20 protein-coding genes are annotated in these 17888 nt (G+C 66.8%); 12 read left to right on the forward strand and 8 right to left on the reverse strand.

The window, feature by feature from the left end; genetic code table 11:
- Nucleotides 1-1188: HAMP domain-containing protein (locus ASE66_RS00005; RefSeq protein ID WP_156411969.1), on the reverse strand; the 1188-nt coding region annotated here is incomplete at its 3' end.
- Between the two features lie 441 nt (nt 1189-1629).
- On the opposite strand from ASE66_RS00005, the gene ASE66_RS00010 reads away from it, so the two are divergent.
- From ASE66_RS00010 to ASE66_RS00020, 3 genes are all read left to right on the forward strand, one after another.
- A complete protein-coding gene (locus tag ASE66_RS00010) occupies nt 1630-2328 on the forward strand; it encodes a L,D-transpeptidase (RefSeq protein WP_162262449.1) in 699 nt (232 codons plus the stop codon).
- Between the two features lie 168 nt (nt 2329-2496).
- Nucleotides 2497-3801: a UDP-glucose dehydrogenase family protein gene (locus ASE66_RS00015; RefSeq protein ID WP_057187532.1), complete on the forward strand. Its 1305-nt coding sequence runs from the start codon at nt 2497-2499 to the stop codon at nt 3799-3801.
- Nucleotides 3802-3922: 121 nt separating this feature from the next.
- Complete coding sequence (locus ASE66_RS00020; RefSeq protein WP_082613227.1) at nt 3923-4708, forward strand: DUF2076 domain-containing protein; 786 nt, start codon at nt 3923-3925, stop codon at nt 4706-4708.
- A gap of 125 nt (nt 4709-4833) precedes the next feature.
- Here ASE66_RS00020 and ASE66_RS00025 read toward each other — a convergent pair whose 3' ends face one another.
- The 3 genes from ASE66_RS00025 to ASE66_RS00035 form a co-directional block, all read right to left on the reverse strand.
- Nucleotides 4834-5106 carry a hypothetical protein gene (locus ASE66_RS00025; protein WP_057187534.1) on the reverse strand — a complete coding sequence of 91 codons (273 nt, stop codon included), beginning with the start codon at nt 5104-5106 and terminating at the stop codon, nt 4834-4836.
- Between the two features lie 120 nt (nt 5107-5226).
- The gene (locus ASE66_RS00030; RefSeq protein WP_057188611.1) at nt 5227-5943 is read right to left on the reverse strand and encodes a L,D-transpeptidase; all 717 of its coding nucleotides are present in this window, start codon (nt 5941-5943) and stop codon (nt 5227-5229) included.
- A 255-nt stretch (nt 5944-6198) separates the two neighbouring features.
- Entirely contained in the window at nt 6199-7623 is a 1425-nt protein-coding gene (locus ASE66_RS00035; RefSeq protein ID WP_057187535.1) for a lipopolysaccharide biosynthesis protein, read from the reverse strand.
- A 137-nt stretch (nt 7624-7760) separates the two neighbouring features.
- Here ASE66_RS00035 and ASE66_RS00040 point away from each other — a divergent pair, with 137 nt between their 5' ends.
- The 4 genes from ASE66_RS00040 to ASE66_RS00055 all read left to right on the forward strand — a co-directional run bounded on the left by ASE66_RS00040 (nt 7761) and on the right by ASE66_RS00055 (nt 10728).
- The gene (locus ASE66_RS00040; protein WP_057187536.1) at nt 7761-8525 is read left to right on the forward strand and encodes a sulfite exporter TauE/SafE family protein; all 765 of its coding nucleotides are present in this window, start codon (nt 7761-7763) and stop codon (nt 8523-8525) included.
- A 65-nt stretch (nt 8526-8590) separates the two neighbouring features.
- Nucleotides 8591-9091 carry a GNAT family N-acetyltransferase gene (locus ASE66_RS00045; RefSeq protein WP_057187537.1) on the forward strand — a complete coding sequence of 167 codons (501 nt, stop codon included), beginning with the start codon at nt 8591-8593 and terminating at the stop codon, nt 9089-9091.
- A complete protein-coding gene (locus tag ASE66_RS00050) occupies nt 9088-9930 on the forward strand; it encodes a DMT family transporter (protein ID WP_057187538.1) in 843 nt (280 codons plus the stop codon). The genes ASE66_RS00045 and ASE66_RS00050 overlap by 4 nt, the downstream gene beginning before the upstream one ends.
- 108 nt (nt 9931-10038) lie before the next feature.
- A complete protein-coding gene (locus tag ASE66_RS00055) occupies nt 10039-10728 on the forward strand; it encodes a DUF930 domain-containing protein (RefSeq protein ID WP_057187539.1) in 690 nt (229 codons plus the stop codon).
- A 16-nt stretch (nt 10729-10744) separates the two neighbouring features.
- On the opposite strand, the gene ASE66_RS00060 is transcribed toward ASE66_RS00055, so the two are convergent.
- Nucleotides 10745-11122, reverse strand: a complete 378-nt coding sequence (locus ASE66_RS00060; RefSeq protein WP_057187540.1) for a VOC family protein — start codon at nt 11120-11122, stop codon at nt 10745-10747.
- Nucleotides 11123-11276: 154 nt separating this feature from the next.
- Here ASE66_RS00060 and ASE66_RS00065 point away from each other — a divergent pair, with 154 nt between their 5' ends.
- A complete protein-coding gene (locus ASE66_RS00065; RefSeq protein ID WP_057187541.1) occupies nt 11277-12086 on the forward strand; it encodes an AraC family transcriptional regulator in 810 nt (269 codons plus the stop codon).
- Here the strand turns inward: ASE66_RS00065 and ASE66_RS00070 are convergent.
- From ASE66_RS00070 to ASE66_RS00080, 3 genes are all read right to left on the reverse strand, one after another.
- On the reverse strand, nt 12071-12511 hold the full coding sequence (locus ASE66_RS00070) for a hypothetical protein (RefSeq protein WP_057187542.1): 441 nt from the start codon (nt 12509-12511) through the stop codon (nt 12071-12073). The genes ASE66_RS00065 and ASE66_RS00070 overlap by 16 nt on opposite strands.
- Before the next feature lie 38 nt (nt 12512-12549).
- Entirely contained in the window at nt 12550-13035 is a 486-nt protein-coding gene (locus ASE66_RS00075) for a PaaI family thioesterase (protein ID WP_057187543.1), read from the reverse strand.
- A gap of 82 nt (nt 13036-13117) precedes the next feature.
- Nucleotides 13118-13573, reverse strand: coding sequence for a MarR family winged helix-turn-helix transcriptional regulator (locus ASE66_RS00080; protein WP_082613112.1), 456 nt, complete (start codon nt 13571-13573; stop codon nt 13118-13120).
- A gap of 217 nt (nt 13574-13790) precedes the next feature.
- Between ASE66_RS00080 and groES the strand changes: the two genes are divergently transcribed.
- The 4 genes from groES (at nt 13791) to ASE66_RS00100 (ending at nt 17843) form a co-directional block, all read left to right on the forward strand.
- Complete coding sequence (gene groES / locus ASE66_RS00085) at nt 13791-14078, forward strand: co-chaperone GroES (protein WP_057187545.1); 288 nt, start codon at nt 13791-13793, stop codon at nt 14076-14078.
- 47 nt (nt 14079-14125) lie between these two features.
- Nucleotides 14126-15763: a chaperonin GroEL gene (groL, locus tag ASE66_RS00090; RefSeq protein ID WP_057187546.1), complete on the forward strand. Its 1638-nt coding sequence runs from the start codon at nt 14126-14128 to the stop codon at nt 15761-15763.
- Nucleotides 15764-16012: 249 nt separating this feature from the next.
- Nucleotides 16013-17335: a TAXI family TRAP transporter solute-binding subunit gene (locus tag ASE66_RS00095; RefSeq protein WP_162262430.1), complete on the forward strand. Its 1323-nt coding sequence runs from the start codon at nt 16013-16015 to the stop codon at nt 17333-17335.
- A 124-nt stretch (nt 17336-17459) separates the two neighbouring features.
- Entirely contained in the window at nt 17460-17843 is a 384-nt protein-coding gene (locus ASE66_RS00100) for a DoxX family protein (protein WP_057187548.1), read from the forward strand.
- The last annotated feature ends 45 nt before the right edge of the window (nt 17844-17888 follow it).

Genomic DNA, 17888 nt, shown 5'->3' on the forward strand with positions numbered 1-17888 from the left:
CGCACCCATGTTGATCTCGCGGGCCGCGACCCCGACATCGGCCGCAGTCGCCTGGATCGTCGACACCGTCTCGGAGAGGCGCGTGATCGTCTCGTTGACGGCGTCCTTGAGCTCGGCGAAACGGCCGCGATAGGCCGATGGAACCTGGCGGGTCAGATCGCCCGCCGCCAGCGCCTGCAGCACCTCGACGAACTCGGTCGTCGCCGAATCGACCACGGCGTTGATCTCGTTGATGCCGGCGACCAGCCTCTGCATCTGCTGGTCGGCGCCTTCGACCTGAAGCCGCGCCGAGAAATCACCCGCAGCCGCAGCCGCGACGACCTCGCCGACATCGGAGACGACAACCGACATCGCGTCGGCGGAGCGAATCCGTTCCGCTGCGGCGGCACGCTCCTGTTCCTGCAGCAGCGCGACCTGCTCGGTGCTCTGGCGCAGCACTGCGACGGCCCGCGCCATGTCGCCGATCTCGTCCTGCCGCTTGGTGTGCGGAATCGTGATCGCGGTCTCGCCGGCGGTGAGGCTGCTCATGCTAGCGCTGAGATCGGTCAGCGGGCGCGTGATCGAGCGCTGCGCGAACAGGATCGCCGCCGCGATCGAGGCGAGCAGCGCCGCGAGCAGCACCGATGGCAGAATCCACTGGACCTGGCGCGTGAAGGCAGCCGCCTCGTCGGCGAGCCGATTGCCGACGTCCTCGTTGCGCTTGCCGAAGGCGACGAGCTGATCATTCAGCGCCTTGCGATTGACGCGGTTCTGGTCGTTGTTGCCCTGCTGGTTGGCGGCCGCGGTCGAGACCTCGCGGCCGAGCCGGATCAGCTCGGCGCGGAAGGTGATGAACTCCTCGACCGATTTCTGCAGCTTGAGCGCGGTCTCGCGCTCCTGTGTCGGCACCAGGGCGACCAGATCGGCGGCGAGCTTGCGCATCACCGGGAAGCGCGCCTCCTTCGGCTTGGCGAAGGCCTCCGCCTCCTTGGCGTCCTTCGACATGTAGATGCCGCGCGAATCCATCACCACGGCGAAGACCTGGGTGTTGATCCGCTCGGTGACCAGCGCGATCTCGCCCTGGACATCGGAGCGCGCGTTGAGATCGCTGGAGCGCGACAAGGCGTAGAGGCTCAATGCCGCCGAGAGCACCGCGCCGGCGACGATGATCCCCAGCATCGCCAGGACTTTGAAACGGATCGACTTCATGGCGTGACGTCCACTTGTCTTGCCCCGCACCCTTGCGAGGATTCTTGAACTGCGACGGAGCCCAAAACCTGCTCCGGCTAACCAAGAGTCATGGTAGATAAACCCCTAAGGGCAGCTTAAGGCCCGCAAGCGCTGCCGCTGTTCGATCCGAGCTTGCGAGCTGGAGGGCGCTCCCGCTGCCGAGCGCCACTTACGGCATGCAACGGCGACATGGCGGACTGTGGCATTCCGGCCACGCTCTGCGTCGGCCATTATTTCGCCACATCCTTTTCACCCCGGCGCCATGTCGGGCCTTGAAGTGGAAGGGGTCGACCGACAAGAACTCGTTGGAACTTGTCGGCAATTCGCATGTTTCCGCTGCCAGCCGCACCCACAAGAGCCGAGTTTATGTCCGCCCAGCCTGACGCTTCCGCCACCTGTTCCCGCCGCCGCTTCCTGACGATGGCCTCGGCCTTCGTCCCCGTCGGCCTGGCCGGTTGTGTCACCGGCCCGCAGCAGCCCTTCGAGGCCCGCGCGCCGGTTCATCAGAACGCCGCCTTCCTGTCGATGTATGACGAGCGGCCGGACGAGCGCCATCCGCTGCCGGCGACCGACATCGACGAAGTCGACCAGCGTTTCCTGCGCCAGGAAGTCGACTATCGGACCCCGGAGAGGCCCGGAACGATCGTGGTCGATACCTCGGCCCGCTTCCTCTATCTGGTGCGCGAGAATGGCCGGGCCATCCGCTACGGCATCGGCGTCGGCAAGCAGGGCATGTCCTGGCGCGGTCGCGCCACCGTCGCCCGCAAGGCCGAATGGCCGCGCTGGACGCCGACCGCCGCCATGATCGCCCGCGAGCCGGCGCGGAACGCGCGCTGGGCCGGCGGCATGGCCGGCGGGATCGAGAACCCGCTCGGCGCACGCGCCCTCTACCTCTACCAGGGCAGCCAGGACACGCTCTACCGCATCCACGGCACGAGCGAGCCTTGGTCGATCGGCAAGGCCGTGTCCTCCGGCTGCATCCGCCTGTTCAACCAGGACATCATCGACCTTCACAGCCGCGTCCCGACCGGCACGCCCGTGGTCGTGCTGAACCGCAACCCGATCGGCGAACCGGAGCTCGAAGAGACCGACGCGCCGCTGCCGCCGGACGACATCTGAGGCGTCCTGTCTACCTCTTTCGAGAAGGGCGGCCCGCAGCCGCCCTTTTTTCTTGGCGTCACGGCACCGTCAAGCGCCCTAGCCATTTCGGTGGAGATTTGCGTGGGCTCGGTTTTGCGGTACGCCCTGCCGGTCGGCAGCCCGCCGGCGAGACGATGAGAACGCCAGATGCGCGTGACGATGATCGGTTCGGGCTATGTCGGCCTGGTCTCGGGAGCCTGCTTCGCCGATTTCGGCCATGAGGTGACCTGCGTCGACACCGACGCCGGCAAGATCGCGGCGCTGAAGCGCGGCGAGATCCCGATCTACGAGCCCGGGCTCGACGACCTCGTCGCCAGCAATGTCCGCGCCGGACGGCTCTCCTTCACCACGGAGCTCGCCGGACCTGTGGCGGCGGCGGATGCCGTCTTCATCGCGGTCGGCACGCCCTCGCGCCGCGGCGACGGCCATGCCGACCTGTCCTATGTCCACCAGGCGGCGCGTGACGTGGTCGCGGCCATCGACGGCTTCACCGTCGTCGTGACCAAGTCGACCGTGCCGGTCGGCACCGGCGACGAGGTCGAGCGGATCATGCGCGAGACCCGGCCCGACGCCGATTTCGCGGTGGTCTCCAATCCCGAGTTCCTGCGCGAAGGCGCCGCGATCGCCGATTTCAAGCGACCGGACCGGATCGTCATCGGCACGGAGGACGATCGCGCCCGCAAGGTCATGGAGGATATCTATCGGCCGCTCTATCTCAATGCGGCTCCGCTCCTGTTCACGGCGCGCCGGACGTCGGAGCTGATCAAATACGCCGGCAATGCCTTCCTCGCGACCAAGATCACCTTCATCAACGAGATCGCGGAGCTGTGCGAGCGGGTCGGCGCCAATGTCCAGGAGGTGGCGCGCGGCATCGGCCTCGACAACCGCATCGGCGGCAAGTTCCTGCATGCCGGCCCCGGCTATGGCGGCTCCTGCTTCCCGAAGGACACGCTCGCCCTGATCAAGACGGCGCAGGACATGGAAAGCCCCCTGCGCCTTGTCGAGACGGTGGTCGCGGTCAACGACCAGCGCAAGCGGGCGATGGCGCGCAAGGTCATCGCCGCCTGCGGCGGCTCGGTCCGGGGCAAGCGCATCGCCATCCTCGGCCTCGCCTTCAAGCCCAATACCGACGACATGCGCGAGGCGCCTTCGCTCGCGATCGTGACGGCGCTGCTCGACGCCGGCGCCGAGATCACCGCCTATGATCCCGAGGCGATGGCGAGCGCCAAGACGCTGATGCCCGAGATCGCCTACGCACCCGACGCCTATTCTTGTCTCGAGGGGGCAGATGCGCTGGTGATCGTCACCGAGTGGGACGCCTTCCGGGCGCTCGACCTCGGCCGCGTCAAGGCGGCGCTGCGCCACCCCGTCGTGGTCGACCTGCGCAACATCTACCGCTCCGGCGAGATGCGCGAGCGCGGCTTCACCTATGTCAATGTCGGCAATGCCTGACGAAGCGCCGGTGCCGACGCGACAGAAAGGCGCCGGGCCGTCGCCTTGATAGCGTCATAAGCCGTCACCACCTTTCGAGGCGACGGGGCGACCGCCTTGTCCACCATGAGAGGAGATGACGATGACGCCGCAAGAACGCGACGTGATCGCCGGGATTTTCGACCGCCTGCGCCAGGCGGCTAACCAGCCCCGCGACCCCCAGGCTGAACGTTTCATCGCCGATCGCCTCCGCGAGCAACCGTATGCCGTCTATGCGATGGCGCAGTCGGTCTATGTGCAGGAGCAGGCGCTCACCAGCATGCAGGGCCAGATCGAGCAGTTGCAGGCAGAGGTCGAGCAGTTGCGCAATCAGCCCCAGCCAGCACCCGCCCCGGCCCAGCAGTCCGGCGGCTTCCTGTCGGGCATCTTCGGCGGCGGCGCGAGCCAGCCGGCACGCTCAGGCTCGGTGCCGTCCTTCCCGCAGCGCGGCCAGCCGCAACCGGCCTCACCGCCCTGGGGCGGCCAGCCGGGCGCTCAGGGCATGGCGCCTCAACAGGGCGCAGCGCCCCCCGGCCCCTGGCAGAACCAGGCGGCGCAGCCTCCTGCGCGTGGTGGCGGCGGCTTCATGGCGACTGCGCTGACCACGGCAGCCGGCGTCGCCGGCGGCATGGTCGCCGGCAACATGCTGATGAACGCGCTTGGTGGCGGCAACAAGAGCGCAGCGAGCGAGGCCAAGCCGGCCGAGGCGAGCACTGCCGAGAACAAGGAGGCCTCGCAGAGCAGCGACACGGCCAAGGACACCCAGACGGCAGCCGACCAGCAACCTGCGCCTGAGCCGCAGCAGCAGGAGCCGAGCTATCAGGACGCCAGCTACGACGATGGCAGTTATGACGACGGCTCTGGCGGCGGCGACGACGACTGGGCCTGAGACCCACGCCACCTCTTGAAACGACGAGGCCCGCCTGTCGCCAGGCGGGCCTTTTCTTTTGGAGAGCGGTCGTCACGACGCCGGATTGCCACTGACGCCTGAGACGGGTCGGAAGCGGTATGCGCTTAACCTCGCGAGAGATAGACCACAGTGCCGAAATAGGCCCCGAACCACAGGAACTGCCCTACACCAATTGCCACCATGAACGATACGATCAGCTGCCTGCCGCGACGCCAGAAAAGCTTGAAGGGTCTTTGATTGTAGTACCCATATTCGCTGACTTCTAAGCTGCCGAGCGATAGGGCTCGTATTGTAGCACGCCCTGTCCAATAGCCGAGCAATTGGGTTATCGAGAACCAAATCAGCCGGCCGAAGAAGCCCAATATCGCTTCGAGCACGTTTGGCTCCTAGCTGAATAAACGTGCTGCATTTAGCTTATCGCGCCTGCCGACCCTTGAACGGCAAGGCCCGTTCAGGGTCGAGAGCCGACGCCCTCCGCGGCAGCATCTCAGCCTTCTTCAGATCACGAGAACCTTCGCGCCAACCCGCACCCGCTCGTAGAGGTCGACCACGTCCTGGTTGTTCATCCGGATGCAGCCGGAGGAGACCGCCTGGCCGATCGTGTTCGGCTCGTTGGTGCCGTGGATGCGGTAGAGCGAGGAGCCGAGATAGAGCGCGCGCGCACCCATCGGGTTCTCCGGACCGCCGGCCATGAAGCGCGGCAGGTCGGGCCGGCGCTTCAGCATCTCGGACGGCGGCGTCCAGCTCGGCCATTCCGCCTTGCGGGTGATGGCCTTCATGCCGGCCCATTCGAAGCCGGGACGGCCGACGCCGATGCCGTAGCGCAGCGCCCGCCCACCCGGCTGGACCAGGAAGAGAAACTTGCGCGGCGTATCGATGACGATGGTGCCCGGCTTGTGCGGGCCGTCATAGGCGACTTCCTGCTTCTGGAAGCGCGGATCGAGGGTGCGCGCGATCGGCCGCTCCGCCGGGATCGGCTCGCCGAGCGCGGCAGAACGGCGCTCGCGGCGCATCTCCATCGGGTCGCCCTGAATCGGGACCGGCGCCTCGTAGTCGGAAAGGCGGCGCGTCGCCGGCTGCTGGCCATAGGCGCCGCGCTGCGGCCGGTTGTAGACCGCCCCGCCCCGGCCATAGTCGGTCGGATCCTGGCCGGTCATCAGCATCTCGATGAAGCCACCGCCATATTGGCCGCGGCCGGCCGAATGCGTGACCATCGGATCGGCCGGGCGCCAATAGCTCTGGGCGCCGGCCCGGTCAGGCAGGGAGGTGAGCCCCGCGAGCAGGGCAAGGGGGACGAAACGGATCGCACGCATGACGCAACTCTCTCAACGCAACTGGCTGGAAGCGTGAGGCGATGCGTTGAAATGAACGGTGAATCGTTGACTCTATCGGCTCCGAAACCGGCTTAATCGCTCGAATTCCCGGGATTAACCTTAGCGATCCGCGAGCAAACGCAGTAAATGCTCCGTTCACACGGATCGCTTGCGCATCACAAGCCACAGCCGCAGCAGCGTCCGGCAGCGGGCCACGTCGAAGGCCAGCATCAGCCCGCCATAGACGACGATGCCGAGCGCCCCCTGCAACAGCAGCTCGGGCAAAGGGGCGAGCCGGCCGGAGAGCGGCCACACCGCCGCCGCCATGACGACGACCGCCGCAACGACGATGCCGATCTCCCGCCAGTTCGGACTTACCGGGAGCGAGCGTAAGCCCACCCAGCCGGTGATTGCGAGAACGACGAGGAAGCTGACGGTCTGGCCCAGCGCATAGCGTTCCGGGCCGATCGCCCCGGCGGCGAACACCAAGGCGAGATTGGCGAGGAGGCCGGCGCAGGCAGCCAGCGTCACCAGGCCGGTGCGCTTGCCCAGCAGGAAGACCGGGTAGATCCCGGCGGCGAAGATCGCGAGGGCGACGAGACCCGGCAGCAGCAACCGGAAATAGCCGGCGAAGTGCCCGCGGAACTGTGCTGGCACCAGCAGCGCCTCGAAGGCCGGCAGCACCAGGAAGAGGCCTACGGCCACCGGCAGCGACACCATCAGCACGATGACGAAATTGCTGGCGATGCGCTTCTCTGCCGCCCGCCGGCCCTTGGTCTCGTCGAGCCGCAGCACCTCGCGCAGCATGACGATCTCCAGCGTCGAGGCGAGCATGCCGAACAGGCGCAGGCCCATATCGGCGGCGAGCGAGAAATAACCAGCCTCGGCGAAGCCGTTGCGGTCGGCGAGCAGCGAGCGGTTGAGCAGCGGGATCAGCGAATAGATCGCATTCGCGCCGACGATCGGCAGCGCGTAGCGGGCGAAGTCGAGCGCGAGATCGCGCCGCGCCGCCGCCCAGGCGAACGGCGCATCGGCGAGCGCCCGCCGCACCGCCAGCAGCGCCGCGATGGCGCTGACGACGCCGCCGAACATCACGACCGTCGCATCGCGCATCCACCAGGCGCCGCCAACCATCAGCAGCAGCGCCAGCACGTTCTTGATGATGATCAGGCGGGCATAGGCCGCATCGAGGAAGCGGGCCCGGGCGATGGCGCCGTGATAGTCGAACAGGCCGGCGCAGATGCCGCCCAGCACCGAGGCCGCGACCAGCATCGCCGGCAGGCCGAAATCGACGCCGGCGACGACAGCCGCGACCAGGAGGCCGCAGAGCGCGATCGTGATGCCGGCGCTCAGCACGTCGAGCGTCGCCCGGATCTCTGGCTGTTCCTCCCGGCTCTTCTGCGAGTAGAAACGAACCGCCGAGAGCCTGATCCAGTCGAGCAGCGCGGTGTTGAGCAAGACGAGCATCGCCGCGCCGATGGCGTAGCGGCCGAATTCGGCGGGGCCGAGGAAATAGGCGATAAGCAGCCCGAGAACGAAGTTCAGCCCGGCATTGATCACGAAGGGCAGGAGAACGGTCATGACGCCATCGGGAAGGGGCCTGCCAGCTCGACGCCGGTCGCGCATGACTGCGCTGATTCCGCCTAACCGCCAAACCGCGCATGTCCAAGCGGAAACTGGCGCGACCTCGCCCTCAGCCATCACGATAGGCCGCGCCGATGCCTAGCGATCCGCTGTTCTACCTCGTCGGCTGGGCCACGACTCTGCTCGTCGGCATCGGCAAGGGCGCCTTCGGCGGCGGGCTCGCCATTCTCGGCGTGCCGCTGCTGGCGCTCGTCGTCGATCCCCTGCAGGCCGCGATCATGGTGGCGCTGCTGGTTGCGGCGATGGACCTCTTCGCCATCGGCAGCTTCGGCGTCTCGACCTGGTCGAAGAAGGACCTCGCCTGGCTGATCCCCGGACTGATCGTCGGCATCGCCATCGGCTATGCGGTCTTCCTCATCGTCGACGCGCGCATCGTCACGCTGACCATCGGCCTCGTCACCCTTGCCTTCACGGCGCACTGGTTCCTGCGCGGCCGGACCGCGCCCGCCGGCCAGCTTCCGGTATCGCCACCATTGGCATTGCTGGCTGGCACCGCCTCGGGCTTCACCACCTTCGTCGCCCATGCCGGCGGCCCGCCGGTCGCGATGTACCTCTTGGCGCGCGGGCTTTCCAAGACCGCCTTCGTCGGCACGACCATCGCCTTCTTCATGCTCGGCAACCTCCTGAAGCTGCCGCCCTATATCGCGCTGGGCTTAAAGCAGCCGCAGGCGCTCTGGGCTGCTCTCGCGCTGCTGCCGGCCGCGCCGCTCGGCGTCTGGCTGGGGCGCTGGCTGCACGAGCGGCTCGACCAGAAGCGGCTGTTCTTCGCCTGCTATCTCCTGCTCGCCGTGGCCGCGCTCAAGCTGACCACCGACGCCGCATTGGCCTTGCTGCGATAACGGCATGGCAGGAGCGCGAGCGAGCCATCTTTGCAGCGGGCCGCATTGGCCCTAAGCGATCCATCATGATCGCCCTGCCCGCCCTTCGCGACGCCACCGACGCCGATTCGGAGCCGCTCGCCGCCCTGATCGCGGCGACCTTCGCCGAGTATCCGAACTGCTTCTTCGACTGGTCGGAATTCCCGGAGCTGCGCCGCCCCGCCAGCTACTATGCCGGGAAGCGCGGCAGGCACTGGGTCGCCGATGGGCCGGATGGGCGCATCGTTGGCTCGATCGCCGTCGTGCCGGTGCCCGACCAGAACGCGGTCGAGCTGTTCAAGGTCTATGCCGATCCGAGCCAGCGCGGCAGCGGCCTGGCGCAGGCGCTGTTCGCGCAGACGCTCGCTTTCGCCGAGGCCGGCGGCTATGGCGAGATGATGCTGTGGTCGGACAGCAAGTTCACCCGCGGCCATCGCTTCTACGAGAAGCTCGGCTTTGTGCGCTGGCCGGGCGAGCGCTATCTCGCCGACATCTCCTCCACCTGGGAATATCATTTCCGCAAGCCGCTCGCCGCGGCGCGGCCATGAACCCCAATACCGCGCTGCGGGCCGCGTTCGGCATTGCGCTGCTCACTGCGATGGACGCGGTGATCAAGGCGCAGATGCAGCAGCATCCGTTCCTGCTGGCGCTGTTCATGCGCTTCGCCATGGGCGGCCTGTGGGCAGTCGTGGTGCTGGCCTTCCTGCGCCCTGCCTTTCCGACGCGCGCCAGCCTGATCGGCAATACGCTGCGCGTGCCGGTGGTGATCCTGACTGCCGGCAGCTTCTTCTATTCGGTCTCGGTGCTGCCGCTCGCCGAGGCGCTGACGCTGTCCTTCCTCGCGCCGGTCTTCGTCGCCCTGCTCGGGGCGCTGATCCTGAAGGAGCGGCTCGACGGACGCATCTTGCAGGCGCTCGGCTTCGGCCTCGCCGGCATGCTGGTGATGGTCTGGCCACGTCTGCAGGGCGGCGTCACCGGCGCCGAGCTCGGCGTCGCCGCCGCATTGTTCTCGGCAATCTCCTATGCCTTCAACCTGATCCTGCTGCGCCGGATCGCGGTGAAGGAGCATCCGGCGATCATCGTGCTGTTCCAGAATGCCGGGCCGGCACTGTGCCTTGCCTGGCCGGCCTATTTCGTCCTCCAGCCGATGAGTAGCGGCGATCTCCTCGCCTATCTCGGCGCCGGCGCGCTCGGCGTCGCCGGGCATTTCTCGCTGACCTCGGCCTTCGCCCGCGCACCCGCCTCGCGGCTGGCACCGATCGAATATACGGCGCTGATCTGGGCGAGCCTGCTCGGCTGGTTCGTCTTCGGTGAAGTGCCACTGTGGACCACTCTGGCAGGCGCCGTGCTGATCGTCGCGGGTGCCTTCGCGGTCAGCCGGCGCTGACGCCCGCCGCAAATTCGCCTGCTTGGTCAGCTTCTGCACGGTACGAGACAAGGGGAGCGATCCGACCGCGCATGCCCGCCTTCCGTTCCAACCGCGACTGAGCCGGCCGTGCCGCGCCCGGGCACCGCTGTTCGCACCCTTCGCGAACCCGGCCTCGCCGTCGCGCTCTGCTTCCATATCCTGCTCGGCGTCCTGCTCGCGATCCGGACTGTCAGCAGCTTCGCGCCGGCGAATGAGACGAGTATCGACGTCGAACTGGTGAGCCCGGAAGCGCTGACGCCACCTGCCCTGGCGCCCGCGCCGGCTCAGGCGCCTGCTCCTCAGCCAGCGGCCGAGATCGTGCCGCCTCCACAGCCGCCCCCCGCCCTCCCACCACCGGACAAGCCTGTCGTTCCATCACCACCCGAACCACCGGCGATGATCACGGCCCGGACGCTGCATTCCGAAAGCGTGCTGGCCAACCCGCGCAGCCGCGGGGCTCGCGAGGCGCTGAAGACGCTCGACGCGACCGAGCGCATCGAGCAGCTCTGCAATCTCGAGGCGATGGGCCAGATCCACGCCTGGAAGGCGGAGTTCGAGCCGGACCGCGTCGTCGCCTTCGCCATGGCCGGCACGAAGCTGACGAAGAGCGCCCTGGAAGCGGAGGGCGCCGCCTTCCGCAGCCGCAAGCAATGGTACGGCCTGCGCTTTCGCTGCGAGATGGCGGCGAACGGCAAGGTCGCCAGCTTCCAGTTCCGCGTCGGCGAGGCGATCCCGCGCCGCGAATGGGCGGCGCATGACCTGCCGCCCGAGCACTAGCGCTGCCGCAACCGCCTCAGGCCGGTTTGCTGCAATAGGCCTCAAGCCGGTAGCCGTCGGGATCGACGACGAAGGCGGCGTAATAGTCGGGGCCGTAGGATTCGCGCAGGCCCGGCTTGCCATTGTCGGTGCCGCCGGCCGCCAGCGCCGCGGCATGGAAGGCGTCGACGCTGTCGCGCGTCGGCGCGACAAAGCAGAAATGCAGGTTTGACTCGCGATCCGGTGGCACCGGCGCCGAGACCGCGCCGATCCAGAGACCGACACTCCCCTTGCCATAGCCGAGTGAGCCTTCGTCGGCACTGAGACAATCATAGCCGAGAGCGCCGAGCGCGGTGTCGTAGAAGCGCTTGGTACGGGCGATCTCGCGAACGCCGATGGAAACGTGATCGAACATGATGGTCGTCCTCCTTGTCGCTGGCCTTGCTGCACGTCGCCGGTCAGCGGCGTTGGCGCTGCTGTCATGATCCGGCGCCGCTTGGATCAAGTTGGTGCCCAGCTAGACCCGGAACCTCGGGTCGCGCTTGGGAAAAACTGCTAAACTCGCAAGCATGACCGCAACCGCACATCTCCTGGCATCGGGCCCCGGCTGGCGCGTCAGCGACATCGTCTGTACGGCCGGCCCGGACGACCGCGTCTTCGAGGAAGAGCACCCGCAGCACTGCATTGCCATCGTCCGCAGCGGCTCGTTCCGGTATCGCTCGACGCAAGGTAGCGCCGTGCTGGCTCCGGGCTCGCTGCTGCTCGGCAATCGCGGCGCCTGCTTCGAATGCGGCCATGAGCATGCGGCGGGCGACCGCTGCCTCGCCTTCCAGTTCGAGCCGGCCTATCTCGAAGGCATCGTCGCGGCTGTGCCGGGCGCCCGTCGGACGGGTTTCGCGCGGGCGCATCTGCCGCCTCTCTCCGCGCTCGCCGGTCTCGTCGCCGAGGCCGAGATCGTCGCGGACTACCCCGAGAGGCTGGAAGAGACCGCGCTGCGGCTCGCCGGCGCCGTGGCGAGCCTGCTGTCAGGCGCAAAGCCCGGGGTCGAGACGCCCGGCGCCCGCGACCAGTGCCGGATCACGCGGGCGCTGCGCCATGTCGAGGCTCATTGCGAGGAGGTGCTTCCGCTCGGCGCGCTGGCGCGGCAGGCGGCGATGAGCCCCTACCATTTCCTGCGCACCTTCCGGGCGCTGGTCGGGATGACGCCGCACCAATATGTGCTGCGGACCCGCCTGCACAGGGCGGCATTGCTGCTGCGCCGGACCGGCCTCCCAGTCGCCAGCATCGCCTTCGATTGCGGCTTCGGCGACCTCTCGACCTTCAACCGGCGCTTCAAGCGGGTGATGGGCGAAAGCCCCAGCGACTACCGCGGCGCCTGAGCGGGCATCAGCTTTGCCCAGCGGTGATAGGTCAGCGCGAGCGCGATGCAATGCTCCAGCGGCGCGGCCGGCGGCTCGAGTCCGATCGAGAAGATCAAGGCCCGGTTACCGTCATAACTGAACTGCTCGGGGTAATGGCGCCGATACGTCTCGATCAGGCTCGTCTGGCAATGGACGTAGAGCGCATAATGCGTCGCCGAGCCTTTCAGCGCGTTCGCCCGAATGGTCGTTCCCGTCCTCGCCCGTTTGGGCAACCAGGCCGGCTCGTCCCATTTCAGCGTCTCCGCCAGGGGACCGATCTCGAGGCTCGCGGCCGCAACGTCGAGGATCGTCTGGCGCAGGCGCAGCATGGGCAGCCGAAGCGGCTCCGGCAGCGACTGGTATTTCGCCTCGACGGCCGTGTCGGTGAATGGCGCAAATGTCACAAGCCGCTCCTGCCAACCAGCAAGTGCGGCTGCTCCGATCAGCGCCCCGCTCCCGCCTTCGCGCCGAAGATCATGCAGGTCTCCGTCCCGTGCGCCAGCAATTTGCCTGCTGCGTCGACCAGCTTTCCCTCGCTGGTGGCGACCGAGCCGCCGCGATGGATCAGCCTGCCCTCGCAGCGCACCGGCCCGTTGCCGGGCATGACCGGGCGGACATAGTTCAGCTTCATCTCCAGCGTGGTGTAGCCCTCGCCGACCCGCAGCGTCGAATGCACGGCGCAGGCCATGGCGGAATCGAGGATCGTCGCGGTCCAGCCACCATGGATTGTTCCGAGCGGGTTGAAGAAGCGCTGCGAGGGCGTGCCGACGAAGACTACCCTGCCCTCCTCGACTTCGGCGATATCGAAATCCATCGCGTCGGCGAAGGGCGGGCCGGGATGGCGCCCCTCGATCATCCCGCGCAGGAACGACGCGCCATCCTCCGCGAGCAGGACATCACGGCTGACGACACCGACCTGACGGGACATGCGCAAACTCCATCACTATCGTGTAGATGCACGATAGTGATGCCTGAGCGTTCCGGTCAAGCGTTCGGCTCGTAACGATGGCTCAGCCGACGTTCCGCGCCGCCCGCCTGATCGTCTTGAGATTGTCGCGCGTCTCGCTCCAGCGCTCCTGGCCGAGCCCGTTCTCGATCCTGTCCTGCGCCGCGCGCCAATAGGGGATCGCCGCCTCGATCGCGGCGCGGCCCTTGTCGGTCACGGCATAGGTCAGCGCCCTGCCCTTGCAGTCGACCGGCTCGATCAGCTTCTCGGCCGCGAGCAGCTGCAGGTTGCGGGTCAGCGAGGTCCGCTCCAGCGCGAAGCGGTCGGCGAGCTCGGTGACCGAGCGCCAAGCGCCGGTCGAAAGCGCCGAGAGCAGCACGAACTGGGTGATCTTCAAGCCGCTCGGCCGCATCGCCTCGTCATAGGCGCGCGTCACTGCCCGTGCCGTCATGCGCACATGCAGCACCACGCAGGAGCGGGCGATGTCGTCGAGATGGAGATCGGGCACTGGCGTCGTCATCTCGCCACGATAGCCGGTTTAACCTGCCGCCGCAGCAGCGCAGATCGGCGGCCGGTCGCCGCATTCACCTTTTGCGCAGCGGATTCCTTGACTCCTGCAGGCCCCGCGCCTATCTCCGCGACGTCCGTTAGCACTCACTTGGTGAGACTGCTAACAGATCCCTTTCACGGGCCAAACTCGAGCCCGTCCAGAATAAGACCGAGAGGAAGACAGAACCATGAAGTTCCGTCCGCTGCATGACCGCGTTGTGGTCCGTCGCCTTGATGGCGAAGAGAAGACCAAGGGTGGCATCATCATCCCCGATACCGCCAAGGAAAAGCCCCAAGAGGGCGAGATCGTCGCCGTGGGCCCCGGCGCCCGCGACGAGGCCGGCAAGCTGGTTGCGCTCGATGTCAAGAAGGGCGATCGCGTCCTCTTCGGCAAGTGGAGCGGCACCGAGGTCAAGATCGACGGCCAGGATCTCCTGATCATGAAGGAATCCGACATCATGGGCATCGTCGGCTGAGCAGCCTGACGCCCGCCCTTCCGTAGAGTCAAATCAGGAGTAGTCTCATGGCTGCCAAAGAAGTCCGCTTTTCTACCGATGCCCGCGACAAGATGCTGCGCGGCGTCGAGATCCTGAACAACGCCGTCAAGGTCACGCTCGGCCCCAAGGGCCGCAACGTCGTGATCGAGAAGTCGTTCGGCGCGCCGCGCATCACCAAGGACGGCGTCACCGTCGCCAAGGAGATTGAGCTTTCCGACAAGTTCGAGAACATGGGCGCCCAGATGGTGCGCGAAGTGGCCTCGAAGCAGAACGACCACGCCGGCGACGGCACCACGACCGCCACCGTTCTCGCCGCCGCCATCATGCGCGAAGGCCTGAAGTCGGTTGCGGCCGGCATGAACCCGATGGACCTGAAGCGCGGCATCGACCTTGCGGTCGAGGCGATCGTTGCGGACCTGAAGAAGAACTCGAAGAAGGTCACGACCAACGCGGAAGTCGCGCAGGTCGGCACCATCTCGGCGAACGGCGACGAGTCGGTCGGCAAGATGATCGCCACCGCCATGCAGAAGGTCGGCAACGAGGGTGTCATCACCGTCGAGGAAGCCAAGACCGCCGAGACCGAGCTCGACGTCGTCGAGGGCATGCAGTTCGACCGCGGCTACCTCTCGCCGTACTTCATCACCAACGCCGAGAAGATGGTCGCCGAGCTCGATGACCCCTACATCCTGATCTTCGAGAAGAAGCTGTCGTCGCTGCAGGCGATGCTGCCGATCCTCGAGGCCGTGGTGCAGACCGGCAAGCCGCTGCTGATCATCGCCGAGGACGTCGAGGGCGAGGCCCTGGCCACGCTCGTCGTCAACAAGCTCCGTGGCGGCCTGAAGGTCGCGGCCGTCAAGGCTCCGGGCTTCGGTGATCGCCGCAAGGCCATGCTCGAGGACATCTCGATCCTGACCGCCGGCCAGATGATCTCGGAAGACCTCGGCATCAAGCTCGAGACCGTGACGCTCACCATGCTCGGCCGCGCCAAGAAGGTGCGCATCGAGAAGGAGAATACCACGATCATCGACGGCGCCGGCAAGAAGAAGGACATCGAGGGCCGCGTCCAGCAGATCAAGGCGCAGATCGAGGAGACCTCCTCGGACTACGACCGCGAGAAGCTCCAGGAGCGTCTGGCCAAGCTCGCCGGTGGCGTCGCGGTCATCCGCGTCGGCGGCTCGACCGAAGTCGAGGTCAAGGAGAAGAAGGACCGCGTCGACGACGCCCTGAACGCGACCCGCGCGGCCGTGGAAGAAGGCGTTCTGCCGGGTGGCGGCGTCGCCCTCCTGCGCGCTCTGTCGACCGTCAAGGCGATCAAGACCGCCAATGACGATCAGAAGACCGGCGTCGAGATCGTCCGCAAGGCGATCATGGCCCCGGCCAGGCAGATCGTCGACAACGCCGGCGATGACGGCGCTGTCGTGATCGGCAAGCTGCTGGAGTCGAAGGAATACGCCTTCGGCTACAACGCCCAGACCGGCGTGTACGGCGATCTGGTCAAGGCCGGCATCATCGACCCGACCAAGGTCGTGCGCACGGCGATCCAGGATGCGGCTTCGATCGCCGGCCTGCTGATCACCACCGAGGCGATGATCGCCGAGGCGCCGAAGAAGGACTCGCCGATGCCCCCGATGGGCGGCGGCGGCATGGGCGGCATGGACTTCTGAGGAAGTCCTGACGCCCAAAGCGTCGACTGCTAAAATCAGGAAGGCCCGGCGCAAGCCGGGCCTTTTTCGTCACACCGCACAAGATCTTGACCGTGACGGCCCGGAGAATCTTGCCAGCTGCCGCAACGTTCCCGCAACTATGAACACCGCACGAAGTACCCGGCTCTGTACCATGAGTCGGAACGGCCATTCGCCAGCGCGCGCGACCACGAGGCCATGCCCGCACAGCGGGCGGAGCGGAGATCATCCATGGTTCGGCGATCTGCCGTGATTGTCGGCGTCTACGCCTCGATCGCGTTCCTGGCGGTGGCGGCGGCAGTGGCCAGCGGCTGGTACGCCTTCCGGGATATCCCACCCACCACCCTGTCGGTCGCGGTTGGCGGCAAGGGCGGCAATGTCGATCAATTGATGGGGGAAGTCCGCGATCTCGTCGCAACGCAGTCGAAGACCATTCGTCTCGAAATCATGCACACGGATGGATCGGCGACGAATGCGCGCCTGGTTGCCGAAGGCAAGGCGGCCCTCGCCTCCGTCCAGGCCGACATCATGACGGCGCCGACAGTCAGAGCCGTCGCGGTCGTCGCGCGCGAACATTTCCAGCTGATCGCACGCCGCTCGTCCGGCATCAGGAACCTGCGGGATCTGGCGGGCAAGCGCCTCGCCCTTCCGCCGGAAGGCACATCCGGCAACCAGAACTTCTTCGCCCTCGCGCAGCATCACGATCTGCCGTTAGCCGAGATTCAGGTCAGCGCCGGCCCGGTCAACGACAACTTCGCGGCGCTGGAGCGCGGCGAGATCGATGCGATCGCTTTCGTCAGAGCGTTGCGCGATCCGGCCACGGTCGAAGTCATGCGGCGCCTGCAGCAACGCGGTGACGGGCTGTTCTTCGTGCCGGTCGAGCAGGCCTCGGCGATCAGGCTGGTGAAGCCCTATGTCAGCGAAAGCATCATCAGCCAGGGGACCTATCAGGGATATCCCCCCGTACCGGAGCAGGACACCCCGACGCTGGCGATCGGCATCAATCTGGTCGCAGGCGTCAAGGTTCCTGACGCCGCGGTCGAGGAGCTGACGCGCATCCTTTTCGACGAGCAGTTGCGCCTCGCCTTCCGGACACCGCTCGCCGCAGGTGTCGCAAGGCCGGCGCAGAACGGCCCTTCCTTGGCGATCCACGCCGGCGCGAAAGCCTATTACGACGGTGCCAGGCCGTTTCTCCTGGTGCGCTATCGCGACGAGATCACCTTCATGATCTCGATGATGACCATCGCCTATTCCGGCCTGATGATGCTGCGGCTGCAAATCCGCAATCGCCGGAAGATCCGGGTCAGCGCCTATAACGACAAGCTGATCGAGATCGCCTCGCGAGCGCAGGAGGCGGACGACCTTGCGACACTGCATGGCTGCCGCAAGGACCTCAATCTGCTGATCCAACGGGTGATGAAGGACTTTTCGGAGGAACGCATCTCCGACCAGGGCTTCCACGTGTTCTCCTTGAGCTGGGAAGCCGTTCGCGCCTCGATCGCCGAAGCGATCGGTGAGGCTCGCTCGCTGGAGCAGGTGAAGCGGGCGGCGTGAGAGTGCGCGCGCGGTAGCTTTGCACAGGCATATGCGGCCGTGCGCTTGCATCGACTTTGGTTGTAAGCCCTAAATCCTGCAGGTGCGGCATCCTGCCGCGCCCGTGCTTTCGGGGGTCTTTCCCATGAACAACCCTGCCTTGGGCGATGCCGCCAAGCTGGTCGGTCGCATTTTGCTCGCCCTGATGTTCGTGCTCGGCGGCTGGTCCAAGATCAGCGGCTATGCCGGAACGCAAGCCTATATGGGCTCGGCCGGCGTTCCGGCCATCCTGCTGCCGCTGGTGATCATCGTCGAGCTGATCGGCGGCCTGATGATCGTCGTCGGCTACAAGACCCGGCTCACGGCGCTGGCCCTGTTCGCCTTCACCATCGCCGCCTCGGTGCTGTTCCACATGAACTGGGCCCAGCCGATGCAGCAATTGCTGTTCATGAAGAACCTCTCCGTCGCCGGCGGCTTCCTCGTGCTGTTCGCAGCCGGCGCCGGCGCCTATTCGGTCGACAAGGACTGAAAATCGGATGGCGCGCTTCCCGACGTTCAGCCAGTTCCGGCCGAA

Origin of the sequence: Allobosea sp. Root483D1 (assembly GCF_001429505.1) — a bacterium.
Classification (GTDB): domain Bacteria; phylum Pseudomonadota; class Alphaproteobacteria; order Rhizobiales; family Beijerinckiaceae; genus Allobosea.